This is a genomic window from Rhizobium sp. BR 314, from assembly GCF_047445805.1.
Lineage (GTDB): Bacteria > Pseudomonadota > Alphaproteobacteria > Rhizobiales > Rhizobiaceae > Rhizobium > Rhizobium lusitanum_B.
In genome coordinates, this window is the sequence record NZ_JARWLA010000013.1 from 17,983 (window position 1) to 30,948 (window position 12,966).

At 57.4% G+C, this 12,966-nt stretch carries 13 protein-coding genes; 8 read left to right on the top strand and 5 right to left on the bottom strand.

Annotated elements, in window-relative coordinates:
* Positions 1–25: 25 nt before the first annotated feature.
* Both QD461_RS17540 and QD461_RS17545 read right to left on the bottom strand, forming a co-directional pair.
* Complete coding sequence (locus tag QD461_RS17540; protein ID WP_414088890.1) at positions 26–610, bottom strand: NADPH-dependent FMN reductase; 585 nt, start codon at positions 608–610, stop codon at positions 26–28.
* 73 nt (positions 611–683) lie between these two features.
* Positions 684–1,103 (bottom strand): DoxX family protein, encoded by a 420-nt coding sequence (locus QD461_RS17545; RefSeq protein WP_414088891.1) that lies wholly within the window; start codon positions 1,101–1,103, stop codon positions 684–686.
* Between the two features lie 111 nt (positions 1,104–1,214).
* Between QD461_RS17545 and QD461_RS17550 the strand changes: the two genes are divergently transcribed.
* On the top strand, positions 1,215–2,123 hold the full coding sequence (locus QD461_RS17550; RefSeq protein WP_414088892.1) for a LysR family transcriptional regulator: 909 nt from the start codon (positions 1,215–1,217) through the stop codon (positions 2,121–2,123).
* A 480-nt stretch (positions 2,124–2,603) separates the two neighbouring features.
* Here QD461_RS17550 and QD461_RS17555 read toward each other — a convergent pair whose 3' ends face one another.
* Positions 2,604–3,479, bottom strand: coding sequence for a LysR family transcriptional regulator (locus QD461_RS17555; RefSeq protein WP_414088893.1), 876 nt, complete (start codon positions 3,477–3,479; stop codon positions 2,604–2,606).
* A 101-nt stretch (positions 3,480–3,580) separates the two neighbouring features.
* On the opposite strand from QD461_RS17555, the gene QD461_RS17560 reads away from it, so the two are divergent.
* The 7 genes from QD461_RS17560 (at position 3,581) to QD461_RS17590 (ending at position 10,485) form a co-directional block, all read left to right on the top strand.
* Entirely contained in the window at positions 3,581–4,651 is a 1,071-nt protein-coding gene (locus QD461_RS17560) for an alkene reductase (RefSeq protein WP_414088894.1), read from the top strand.
* A 553-nt stretch (positions 4,652–5,204) separates the two neighbouring features.
* A complete protein-coding gene (locus QD461_RS17565) occupies positions 5,205–5,468 on the top strand; it encodes a hypothetical protein (RefSeq protein ID WP_414088895.1) in 264 nt (87 codons plus the stop codon).
* 326 nt (positions 5,469–5,794) lie between these two features.
* Positions 5,795–6,433 carry an alpha/beta fold hydrolase gene (locus QD461_RS17570; protein WP_414088896.1) on the top strand — a complete coding sequence of 213 codons (639 nt, stop codon included), beginning with the start codon at positions 5,795–5,797 and terminating at the stop codon, positions 6,431–6,433.
* Positions 6,434–6,653: 220 nt separating this feature from the next.
* Positions 6,654–7,478 carry an arginase family protein gene (locus QD461_RS17575; RefSeq protein ID WP_414088897.1) on the top strand — a complete coding sequence of 275 codons (825 nt, stop codon included), beginning with the start codon at positions 6,654–6,656 and terminating at the stop codon, positions 7,476–7,478.
* A 351-nt stretch (positions 7,479–7,829) separates the two neighbouring features.
* On the top strand, positions 7,830–8,204 hold the full coding sequence (locus QD461_RS17580) for a VOC family protein (protein WP_414088898.1): 375 nt from the start codon (positions 7,830–7,832) through the stop codon (positions 8,202–8,204).
* Between the two features lie 276 nt (positions 8,205–8,480).
* A complete protein-coding gene (locus QD461_RS17585) occupies positions 8,481–9,476 on the top strand; it encodes a helix-turn-helix domain-containing protein (RefSeq protein ID WP_414088899.1) in 996 nt (331 codons plus the stop codon).
* A 181-nt stretch (positions 9,477–9,657) separates the two neighbouring features.
* Positions 9,658–10,485 carry an oxidoreductase gene (locus tag QD461_RS17590; RefSeq protein ID WP_414088900.1) on the top strand — a complete coding sequence of 276 codons (828 nt, stop codon included), beginning with the start codon at positions 9,658–9,660 and terminating at the stop codon, positions 10,483–10,485.
* Between the two features lie 293 nt (positions 10,486–10,778).
* Here the strand turns inward: QD461_RS17590 and QD461_RS17595 are convergent, their stop codons facing one another.
* Both QD461_RS17595 and QD461_RS17600 read right to left on the bottom strand, forming a co-directional pair.
* Positions 10,779–11,912, bottom strand: coding sequence for an NAD(P)/FAD-dependent oxidoreductase (locus tag QD461_RS17595; protein WP_414088901.1), 1,134 nt, complete (start codon positions 11,910–11,912; stop codon positions 10,779–10,781).
* Positions 11,913–11,946: 34 nt separating this feature from the next.
* Complete coding sequence (locus QD461_RS17600) at positions 11,947–12,954, bottom strand: Gfo/Idh/MocA family protein (RefSeq protein ID WP_414088902.1); 1,008 nt, start codon at positions 12,952–12,954, stop codon at positions 11,947–11,949.
* Positions 12,955–12,966: the final 12 nt, after the last annotated feature.

A 12,966-nucleotide genomic window follows, 5' to 3' on the forward strand; every position in this document is an offset into this window, starting at 1 on the left:
GTTCGCTGCTTTTGGTGAGACGGCCTTAGGCGTCGCGCGCGGCTTTCAGTGCACGGGCCCACCACGCCATGTCGTCGAGCATGGCGGCCGCCGATTGCTCGAGATGCGGAAAGTCCTCGAAGCTCTTGCCCTGCTGCCAGACCCCGAGAAACTCGACCATGCCCATGTGCACGGCGGCACGCACCGGCGCCATCTGAAGCTCGACAGCGACCATTCTCAGATGTTCGATCGAGCGCGCCGCACCGACGCCACCGTAGCCTACGAAGCCAATGGGCTTGCGGTTGAACTCCTTGTAGGCGTAGTCGAGGGCGTTCTTGAGCACAGCGCTGGCGCTGTGGTTGTATTCGGGTGTGACGACGACGAAACCGTCGAGGGTTGCGAGCTTTGCCGCCCAACGCTGCGCGATCGGATTTTGCGGCGGCGCATAGATCGGTGACAATTGCTCTTCGAAAAACGGCAACGGATAATTCCGCAGGTCGAGCAATTCGAATTCGAGATCCGTGCGTTTGTCGGCAATGTCGCTGATCCAGCGCGCGGGCTTGTCGCCGAAGCGCCCCTCACGGGTAGAGCCGAGGATGATGCCGATGCGGGGAATGATCTGGGTGTTCATTGGGTTTCCAATCGTAACAGGAGGGAGAAGGAAGATGGTTGACGGCCGGGAGGATCACCCCGACGGGCGTGCGTCAGTTGTCGAGCATGGCGTTTGACGAGACCATCGCAGCAGGGCTGGTGCGCTTTGGTCGGACGGAGCCTAGGGCGATCGAACCCGGTGACGCGGCGGCAAGGATGACGAGGCCGCCCGCGATCGCGAGGTTTTTCATCAAGTCCACCGGTGCGCCGAGATGAGCGACAACGCCGGTCAGGACGCACCAGACTGCAAGTAAGATGCCGACGGCGCGGGTTTGGAAGCCGAGAATGAGGGCGATGGCGCCGACGATTTCGCAAATGCCCATCAGATAGGTCAACAGCAGGGGCAGCGGCAGGCCCATCTGGCCAAGAAGCCCGACAAGCATTGGAGCCAGTTCGCCGAATTTTTCAGCGCCCGAGACGAGGAATAGGATCGAGAGCAGGATGCGCCCGGAGAGAAGGAGGAGGTTGTTCATGACACGGTCCCATTGGTTGGTTGCAAATATGGGATAGCGGCATTGTGATTGGTTGATTAGTTGGTAATATCAAATCTTACTTGTCCAAAAATGCGAGCAATCGTATCAAATATGTTTGATTTCAATGATATAGCGCTTTTCGTGCAGGTCGTTCGCTGCGGCAGCTTCTCCGAAGCTGGCCGGCGGCTCGGCATTCCACCCAATACCGTGAGCAGGCGAATTCGGGAGCTTGAGGACCAGATCGGCGCGCGCCTGATGCAGCGCTCCACCCGCAAGTTGACACTCACCGATGCGGGGCGTGAATTCCATGAGCGTTGCGCGACATCGATTGACGACCTGCAACAGGCGAGCCAGGATCTTGCACGCGGAAGAAAAGTGCCGAGCGGCCTTTTGCGCGTGGCCTCGACCGCGAACTTCCTGGACTTCTATACGCCGGAGATGGTCGCTGGCTTCCTGCAAACATACCCGGAAATCCGCTTCGAATTCCTGCTTGAGGACGCAGTGGCGGACTTGATCGCCGACCGGATCGACGTCGCCTTCCGAGGCGGCTCTGGCGATGGATCCGGTTACATCGCCCACCGATTGCCGATAGCGCCCATCGGGCTTTTCGCCAGCCCCGACTATCTCAACCGTCACGGCTCGCCCCAGACGCTTGCAGAACTCGCACGCCACCACTGCCTGACCGTGCCGCGCCAATCGGGTCATGCCATGTGGCGACTACAGGGGCTGGATGACGTCGAAGAGCAGGTGGAGATCGCGGGACCTTTCGCCGCCAGCACCACGCGCGCTCTCCATTCGGCCGCTATCGCTGGACTGGGCATTGCGTTGCTGCCTGGGACGATCACGGTCGCTGACATCACGGCGGGCAGACTGGTACCGGTTCTACCCCAATACAAGCGCCGCGATCAGAGCATGTGTGTCGTTTACCCCAGCCATCGCCAGGTCTCGCCTGCAGCAAAGGCTTTTGTTGCGTCGGTCATGCGGAAGTTTGAGAACGAGGCGCTCTTGCTCGACGGGTGAGCGCGGTCTTGACTCAGGATCGGAGTGAATCGTTGATGTTGATTTGAGTGAAGGTTCAATCCAGATTTGCGTTTGATGATGACCCGGCGCCTACTTGAACTATCGGGCTCTTCAAGCTGTTAATCCATCCGAGCGGGTTAGCGCGGAATTCTAATCTGGGTCGAAATCCCACGAAACCGACGGCATGGACTCCAGGCGCCTTAATGCAGCAAGATCATGGCTGAACGGATCGTTTGCGTATGGAGCCTGCGCCAATGTTTTCTCTAATCGCGATACATCAGTAATGCGTTGCTTACGGGAGGACGGTTTGATGGATCGTCTGGACGGGCATCGTCATGTCTGGATGGCGCCCGTGGGAGAATTGATCAGGAGATGTCCGCTCATCAAGGAAGTGCCTGACTGAATGGGCATTTCCTATGCAGCCTACCCAATCTCAGTACAAATCAGAGGAAAGTCAGGTTGAAATCTGCTCCATTCCCGTCAAATCTCGCGCAGCTTCTCCTTTAGGAACTCGATGAAGTAGTGAGTTTTGGCGGGCACGAGCCGAGTTTCGGTCACGGCATGGATCGCCTGAGCCTCGCCTTGCCATTGCGGTAGAATTCGCCGCAATCTTCCGGATTTTAGATCTTCCGCAACGATCCGTTCCGGAACGAACGCCACTCCCATGCCAAGGATTGCCAGTTGGCGGATCATGGATACGCTGTTGACCCGGAAGCGACCCTGAACCGTTGGACTGACTAACTCGGTTCCCGATCGAGCTGACCAAGTCGGCATTGTTGGCATGCTCAGACATTGATGCCGTTCGAGTTCCCGTGGGTGTTCGGGAAAACCATTTTCGTCAAGATAGGACGGAGCCGCGTAAAACTGCGCGTGGACGCGGGCAATCACGCGGCTGATCAGACCAGGATTTTCCGGTGCTCTCATCCGGATCGCCAGGTCGAAAGGCTCGCCGATGAGATCGACATTGCGTGGCGTCAGATCAAGATCGAAGCTGATACCCGGATAGAGATCGGCAAATTCCGGAAGAAGCGGAGCAATATAGGTCGACGTGAAGTCAACGGGCGACGACACCCTGAGCGTTCCCTTGGGCTGTGCAACCATCGTGCCCAACTCCTCATAGGCGATCCGGGCATCCTCGACGACGCGGCTACAGCGCTCAAAATAGATCTGGCCGGCTTCAGTGAGCTCGATCTTGCGGGTCGTTCGATTGAGGAGTCTGAGCCCGATCCCTTCCTCCAAGAGGCCGATTCGGCGCGACAAAGTAGAATTTGGCATGCCAAGAGCCTCGGCGGCGCGGCGAAAGCTGCGCGTCTTCACCACTTCGACGAAGAGCGCCATGTCGTTCAGGTAATCCAATGAATTGCTCCAGGTAATGGATAATCATTTCCACTAGCCTAGGGTTATCCCGCACATCACGCAATCTCATATCTGCTGCATCAGTCAGAAGGAACACTGAGATGAGCAATATCTTCACACCCGTTAGCGTCGGTCGCATGAAACTTGGGAATCGCCTTGTTATGGCTCCCATGACCCGGTCGCGTGCAAATGTGGATGGCACACCGGCCGACCTTGCCGCCGAATATTATTCTCAACGCGCAGGTCTCGGCTTGATAGTCACGGAGGGCACCCAGCCCTCGGACGATGGGCAAGGCTATCTGACGACGCCCGGCATCTATACGGACGCCCATGTCGAGGGATGGCGCAAGGTCACTTCGGCCGTCCATGCGAATGGCGGCCACATCTTCTTCCAATTGATGCATGCTGGTCGAATGTCTCACCCCGACAATACGCCACATCATCGTCCGGGTGTTGCACCTTCTGCAATCGCGCCGGGCGTTCCAATGTTTACAATGTCTGGCATGCAGGATATCCCGGCTCCTCGCGCCCTGACGACCGGCGATATTCGCCAGACCGTTGCAGACTTCCGCCTGGCCGCACGCCGCGCGATCGAGGCGGGAGCAGATGGTATCGAAATCCATGGCGCAAATGGATATCTCGTCCATCAATTCCTCGCACCAAGTGCCAACAAGCGTACGGATGACTATGGAGGCACGCTCGAAAACCGCGCGCGATTTGCAATCGAAGTCGCAACAGCGATCGCTGAGGAAATCGGCGCCGCACGCACGGCAATTCGCCTATCGCCCGGCATTGCCATGTGGGGGATCGACGAGGGTGTAGAAGGCCCAGACCTCTACCGCCACCTGGTACATGAGCTCGGCAGAATGAACCTTGCCTATCTTCATATCATGCATGCCGGAAACGACGCGCTCCTCGCAGACATCAGGAAGCTCTGGCACCAGCCGCTGATCGTCAACAGACCAGGCCGCATTCGCCAGCAGATTGGTGCTGATATTGCAGCAAATCTCGCCGATCTTGAAGCTTATGGCCAACTTGTCCTAGCAAACCCGGACTTTATCGATCGCCTCAAGGCCAATGCCGCGATGAACCAGGCGGATCAAGCCACGTTCTTCGGCGGAAATGCGACCGGATATACCGACTACCCGGTGCTGGCAGCCACCAACGCGTAAGCCGTCGGCACATGATGGATCATCATGTCAATTGATCACAGCCAAGACAGTGCCTCTTGCGATGTTTGCAACCTTGGTTGCCAGCATCGCAAATGTCGTTCGCCCATAGACTGTGACGCCTCCAGGAATGCCGGGGAAAGACGATAGCGACGAGCAGACCTCACCCACACAGTCTAAGCGCCGCTCCTCTGAGCTTGAAATGTGGCAGGCGACGCCGCCCGTGTCATTGGAGGCGAATGATATCCGTTTATCAACGCTGATAACTCGGTCCATATCGCAAGCATGTCTAATGTCGCACAACCACATTCGGGTCAAAGCGTTGTGACATTGAACAACATACCGGAAAAACCAGGTGTCGATGGAAGCTGGCTGTGCGATATCGGGCAGGTTACGCAAAACCAATACCTGCCCGATTGCCGGGTAATCAACTGCATGGCGTGGCAAAGTCGCAAGTCATGGTAAATATTTGATTACATCCACGCAGTCGTGGCGATCCCTTTGAAATTGGCCGCGCCGGTTCCCATCTCTCTGCCGCCTGTTTTCGGGAGAGACAATGAGAAACTTTGTGAATGCGACATTCGGTTCTGTTGAACTCGATATTATCAGCCAGGCACTCGAAGAGTGGCGAGATATAACGGGCATTGACCGGAACATCCCGGAGTATGAAATCGCTGCAGCCGCCGTAATCACTTTGTACAGAGAGGGAAATCGTACGCTTCCCGAATTGCGTGCTGCGATTTCTGCCCACCAGTGGCTCTCTCGGGATGCCGTAGAGTTGGCGCGGACACCGCCGAGTACCGAAAATAGTGATTTATAGCCAGATGGCTCTCTTGCCGCCAATAAATTGAATATTTGTGTTGGCATGGCCTTCCAAACGGAGCCGATGGGAGGCAATGCTCTGACACCTAAAGGTCGACGGCACTGTGGGAATAAGTCGGTCCACGATACCATACCGCAAAAATGCACCGTCAAACGTGAACCCAGCCGAGCGTTAACGAAGTGACGCACTCCTTCCGCTGGTCACGCCGAACGCCCTCCGTTGTTGTGCAGATCGTTTCGTGAATATCAAGACTTGCCACCGGCTCTTCTGCAACTGATCTCGGCTTGGTATGACAGTGGCCCCACGAACCCAGAGAAACCTGAATGCCCTACGATTTTCTCGTCACCGGCCCTGAAGACGCCAAGATCACAATCGTTCTCGCTCACGGTGCGGGCGGGGCAATGGACACGACATGGATGGAGAACATGTCCAAAGCGCTTTCCGAAAAAGGGCTACGGATCGTCCGGTTCGAGTTTCGCTACATGTCGGAGCGGCGGTCCACCGGAAAGCGGCCACCGCCCCCACGCGCCGAACTCCTCAAGCAGGAATACGAAGCCGTGATCAATGAACTCAGGTCACAAGGGACCCTCGTGATCGCAGGAAAGTCCATGGGCGGACGTGTGGCCAGCATGATCGCGGACGACCTCCGCGATACTGGAAAGATCTCCGGACTGCTCTGCCTCGGCTACCCATTTCATCCAATTGGAAAACCGGAAAGTTTGCGGACTGATCATCTCGTAGAAGTGAAGACACCTACCCTCATCTGCCAGGGCACGCGTGATCTGTTTGGATCACGCGACGAGGTCTCTGGCTACAAACTTTCCGAAATGATCGAAATTCTCTGGCTGGAGGATGGAGATCACGACTTTCGGCCGAGAAAAGCTCTCTCCGGACTGTCCGCTGCGGAGCATTTCGGGACCGTCGCCAATCATATAGCCAATTGGACCTCCCGGTTACTTTAGTCTGAGAACCGATTTAAGAATTTGCGATATCGACATCCAGGTAGCGCCACTATGACATGCAAAGTTGGGGAGGGGTGAAATCTCAACAAAAAAACAGCTTTTACGCAGTGGCAGCGAGTATCGATGCGGGATGCGGCCACACGGATTGGAATGACCAACCTCGCACTCATCACGATATTCAGCTACACGCCTCAGCTATGGCGATGCATTGGGGGAGGCTATGACCAGAAAAGCAGAATACACGGTGTTCCAGGGACGCGCCGGAGACCATAACGATCTAGCAATGCCAGGTGCCGCGGCAATTGGCAAAGAGTTGGAACGGAGAACCGGTATTTCTCCGACCGTGCTCGGAAATCCGGAACCAGCTCTTAACATCGGATGGCGCCAGGAATTGGATGCGGCACTTCCCGCGCTCAAGGAAGTGAGGTCTCGATTTGATGAAGTCCTTGCTCGAGGTGCCGCATCGATCGCCGCCACAAGCCGCTGCGCTGTCTCTCTTGCAACGCTTCCTGCCGTCGCCAAGCATCATTCATCGGCGTGTGTCGTCTGGTTCGATGCACACGGGGATTTAAACCCACCGGAAGCTAGCACCACTGGATATCTCGGCGGACTTGCCTTGGCAGGACCGCTTGGGCTTTGGGAATCCGGGCTTGGAGCGGGATTGAACCTGAGCCAAGTCATTCTCGTCGGTCAACGAGATCTTGATCCCTACGAGCTGGAGTTAATTGAGCAGCACAGCGTCCCGCATATCAAGCCGGGATCGGACCTTGCGACCAAGCTGAGAGCTGCGATCGCCAGCCGCCCGGTCTACGTTCATTTGGATTGCGACGTCTTGGAGCCGGGCATTGTCCCGACCGACTACAAGAATGAAGGAGGCCTTTCCCTGGACGATTTGCGCGCCTGCTGCGAGGTCATCGCAGAGCATGACTTCATTGGGATCGAAATAGCCGAGTTTCAGAATTCGTGGGAAATCGGAGGTCCGCCTGTATCGCCGGCCGCCTTGCTCGACACCCTGGCGCCAATTTTGAGCACGGCCTCCTTCTGAGACACATTTGGCCAGTTCAGGTTCAACACCAATCTGCACCTAGTGAAAGGTCCGGCTCCCCGGCTTGATTGCAGAAGGGGCAAATATCTCAAGGGTGTCCCCATACCGAGCTCGCCCCATTCAACTCAAGGTTTCCACTGAATTCTGGGGCAAGGCTCGACACAGTATAAAGATGCATTCGGCCTCGTTGCGCCAAGATCGGGCAATAGGGCAGACGCAAAACACCCTATTCTGCGACGTACAAAAGTCCAAAAATAAATGCCGATTCAAACGGGAGTTTGGCGACTGACCGATGTCTAGGTTACCTTGCCCTGGGATGGATGCCATTGCGTACTTTACTGGAGATGAAGCATGTTTACCCACGTCATGATTGGAAGCAACGATTTGGAGAGGGCCAGAAGCTTCTATGACGCCACCTTCGTTGCATTGGGCGGCAAGCCCGGCGAGATGGATGTGAGAGGCAGACTGATCTATGCCCACGAGGGCGGCCGGCTGATGATCACGAAGCCTATCGACGGCAAGCCGGCGACCGCAGCCAACGGCGGGACGATCGGTATCGCCGCTGCGAGTCAAGACGATGTTCTAGCCTGGCATGCCGCCGGTACAGCGCATGGCGGCACAGCGATCGAAAGCCCGCCCGTGGAGCGACCGAACGGGTCGTTCGTCGCGTTTCTTCGTGATCCCGACGGAAATAAACTGACGGCGCGAACCCGGCCGACGAAATGAGACAAGCGTCAGCAACGCCGAGTGGACAGCCTGGTCGATGCTCACGAGGCGAGTAGACGTGGGGATATGGAATTTCTGCCGATAGCAGGTCTGATCAGTCTGCTGCCTCGTTCTGCAGCGGACTACAAAACTGGGCTGAATGCCGATACTTCCCACTTGCACTCTCCCTGAGCGCCAAAACACTATCAGAATGTGCCAACGTGCTCTTGGGCTCTGGCACAATTCGGTGTCTATGTGCAGGTAAAGGTGCGTTACCAGCCAATCGGAGGGACGATCATGTCGGGCCGGCTTTATCCCGTGGGCAAATCCATAATCCAAGTAGCCAAGCTGCTAAAAATCTCCGCCGACCGGACCGTGCGCCGGGCCGGACTTCCCCGTGATATTCTTCAAAATGAGGGCAAGGGGCTAACGCCCAACCAAGTGTTCGCTCTCTGGAACGCCATAGAGATTGAAGCAAACCGTTCCGACCTCCCGCTCTATCTCAGCAGGCTCTTTGCCCACGCGCCGTTCACACCGACAATGTTCTCTTTTTCGTGTTCGCCAGACGTGCGCACAGGATTCCAACGTCTGTCCGTGTTCAAGCCGCTGATGGGCCCGATGAAACTGACCATTTCCGAGGACGACACCGGGCTGCATATAGAGATCGGGTCGGTGGATCCTGCCGTTCCAGCTCCGCCGCAACTGGTTTGGTTTGAGGCGCTCTACCTCTTAGAATCTGCCCGCTGTTACACCGCTGAATTTATTACCCCAGCGCACGCCCAACTGCCCGTGTTGACCAATTTGGATAAGGGCGTTTTGGATTTCCTGGGTTGCGACCCGGAGCTTGGTGGCGGAGCGCGCCTCTCCTTACGAACGGACGATGCCGATCTCCCGCTGATCACTGAAAACGAGGAATCCTGGCCCGAGTTTGAAAAGAAACTGCGCCGGGACATGGAATCCCTTGAAACCGATACGCCCGTTGTCCTGCGCGCGAAGCGGGTTCTGCATGCCATGCTTCCCTCGGGTGAGGCTAGTATCGAGGCAATGTGCCGGCGGCTCGCCATGTCGAAGCGCACCCTGCAACGACAGTTGAAGGAAGAAGGCGAGACCTTTCAGACGGTTCTGGCAGCAACCCGCGCGGAACTGGCAAAACATTATCTCAGAGAAGATGGACTGAACGTTGAGGAAATCTCCTATCTCTTGGCCTACCGCGAGCCAAACTCGTTCTATCGCGCCTTCCAGTCATGGACAGGCATGACCCCGGCGGAGGCGCGGCGCATAGTGGCGCACTGAGAAAGTCACTCAGGACCGGGATCGGGTTCTGGCGCCCGATTTGTATTTCTGCCGGAAGATAGTCGATTGGCGCGCTTTGATAGATTGTTGGCACGAAGCGATTTTGAAATGATTCGCTCAATACGCCAGATTGATCTCCAAGGAACAACGGGCACGACGCCCATATCGATTGGAGAAGATCATGGCAAACGCACGGAAGACCGCTCTCGTCACCGGCGCATCCTCAGGCATGGGCAAGGTTATCGCAAAGCAATTGATCAAGGACGGGCTGACCGTCATCGTTGCCGCCCGCCGGGTAGAACAGATGAACGATCTAAAGGCGCTCGGTGCTTATCCCGTCGCACTGGATGTCGCTGACGAGGCGAGCCGAAAATCCGCACTGGCCGAGATCACCGAGAAGTTCGTCGGCATCGACGTGCTGATCAACAACGCAGGTTTCGGACTTTATGGAGCGGTCGAAGACGTGCCTCTGGACGAGGCCCGCCATCAGTTCGACGTGAACCTGTTCGGCGCGGGCGCATTGATCAAGGATCTGGTGCCTTACATGCGCGAAAAGCGCGCCGGCAAGATTATCAACATTACGTCAATGGGCGGAAAAATCTATACGCCGCTCGGTGCCTGGTATCACGCTTCGAAGCATGCCCTGGAGGGCTTGTCGGACTGCCTTCGCCTTGAGTTGCAACAGTTCGGCATAGATGTCGTGGTCGTTGAGCCCGGCATCATCCAAACCGAATTCGGCAATGTGCTTGAAGGTCCGATGATGAAGTTCTCGGGCAATACCGCTTACGCCCGCATGGCGAAGAACATAGCCAAGGCCACCGGCGACAGTTACAAGAACAGCGGCGGCTCCTCCCCTCGGGTCATCGCAGACGTGGTTTCCAAGGCCGTAAAGGCCAGCCAACCCAAGACCCGGTACGTGGCCGGCAAATTCGCCAGTATGCTGATCAACATTCGCAAATGGCTCGGCGATCGCACGTTCGACCGTATGATCCTGTGGACCGTCCGCTAACTGGCGTTACGCGATCATCTGGCGCACCTGCGGCCAGGCTTTCGCCCCATTGTTGGACGCTAGGAAACCGCTTCCGTTTCCGTCGCGTGCTGGTCGTGTTCGGTTTTGGCCCGAAAGCAGCCCTGCCTAGTGTCCGACCCGGCTAGTTGCCCTGTGTCCATCAACATGAAGAGCAGGCGCTTATCGCAAGCGCGCGATGTTAGCCGGTGCGATAAATGCGGCGAACCGTTGGGTTTAGAGGTCGCCGCACAAGGCCCGAGCCCAGCGGGTTCCGCCGGTGATCGTGGCCTCGATCAACGTCCCTGAGTGAATCGCTCTGGGCGGAATGTTGCAAGCATCGGATGCTCTTTTCCGGTCGCGATCTCGTAGGCAAGCAACTCACCGACAATCAGACCGAGTGTCGCGCCGCTATGGCTGAAGGCGACGTAATAGCTCGGGATCGCTTTCAGCGCACCAAGCACAGGCTCGCCGTCGCCCGGAATCGGCTTTCCGCCAATACCGATCGAGGCAACGTCAATCTTAGGATTGCCGTCTAGCACTTTCGAGGCCTCGTCCAGCAGCGCCTCGACTACCGAGCGGTCGACCTGATATGTCCCATCCGGCTTGACCTTCACACCCTGGTCGGCGGCCCAATCGGCGTCGATTGATAAAGCCCCCCCTGGTGCTGGGCGAACAGCAACACGCGGCGTGTTCAGCACGGCGGTCAAAGGGTGGCCAAGAGGCTTGGTCTGCACCAAAAGCGCGATCGGCGTGTCATCGCCGATCGTCTGGCCGACCTCGGCCGCCATTTTCGGCACTTCAGGACCGGTGGCGAGGAGCACGGCATCGGCCTCATAGCGCTTGCCCTTCGCGGTCTCGATCCCGACGGCGCGACCACCTTCGACAAGAATTCTCCCCTTGCCCTCATCCGTGACCATCCGGCCGCCGAGTTCGGCAAATTCCTGCAGCAGATGGCCAATGAGCCTAGGCAGATCGACCCATCCCTCACCTGGATTGAAGATCGCTCCGGACGAGGTCACGGCATCGGCATCGACGCCTGGCGTCGTGACCGCAACCTTGCCGGGCTCGATATGCTGAGCATCATAGCCAATCGAGACCTCGTAATCGAAGACGCGTGCTATGTCGTTGCCCTCGTCCTCGGCGTCCCAGGTCAAGCCGCCATCGAAGCGCAACCATTCCACGTCGGGGTTGCGTGCCGCCAGCGTCCGATACCGGTCAATGCCTGCGACGCGCAGGAGATGATAGGGTTTCGACCGCATGCGCGCCGAGTTAAGCCAGGACAACGACCGGCCGGAAGCGCCATTTGCGGGCGGGCCATCGTTGATAATCGTGACCTGGACGCCGCGCCGGGCCAGTTGCACGCCGGTCGAAACCCCGAAAATGCCTGCGCCGAGAATGACGGCCGAGGTGATGATGTTGTCGTTCATGAACGTGCCTTTCCAGTTTGTCGAAGATGATCGTTCAAGGAGCTTCCCAACGGCCGGTCGTCGTTGAGCGCAAGAGAGCATCGAGCGCTCTCATGTTGGCGATCGCATCGTTAAGGTCTGCAACGAGCGGTGCTCCGGTTAGAATGGTCGCGGCAAACGCATCCACCTGCTCACGGTATTGGTCAACCGCGTCGATGACGATTTCCTCACGCCCGCTGCCTGCGAGATCCTCGCCATTGTCGATGATGATGGTCGTTTGTGCGTCCGAAGGCGCGTTGAATGGAATCTCGAGCTCCATGCGGCCCCGCGTGCCGAGAATGGTAAGCTTCTGTGTCAGCGCAAGCTGCGTCGCACATGTAAAGATGAGCTGCCGACCACCGGGAAACTCCATGAGGCCGCTCGTCAGCCGATCGGTCTCAAAGGCCGGGTCGCGTTCGATCGCGGCGATGGCCCTCAAAGGCTCCGCACCGAACAGAAAACGGGCGATGTTGACCGTGTAGCAGCCGACATCGAGAAGCGCCCCGCCACCGATCGACGCCTGATTGCGCACATTATTCGGGTCATCAAGGTAATAGGAAAATATAGTCTGAATCACCCGGACCTCGCCGAGATGCCCCGTCTCGACGAGCGAGCGTGCCATCTTCCACTGAGGATGGTGGCGAACCATGAAGGCTTCGGCAACGGGTAAGCCGGTTCTTTTCTCAACCACCGAAAGCTCCTCAGCCTCCTGCGAATTCAGCGCGATCGGCTTTTCGCAGAGAACCGGTTTGCCATGCTCCAGGGCTAGACATGTCAGCGGCACATGGAGGTGGTTCGGCAGCGGATTGTAGATCGCATCGATGTTCGGATCTGCGAGCAGCTCCTCATAGCTTCCATAGGCCATGGGGATATGCGATGCGGCTGCGGTTTCCTTAGCCTTGTTGAGGTCGCGGGAGGCGATGGCCGTAACACGACCGAGCTTGCTTGACTGGATTGCGGGGATCACCGCATTGATAGCGATCCCGGCGCAGCCAAGCACGCCCCATCTAATTGTTCGTGTCATGTCGCGGTTCTC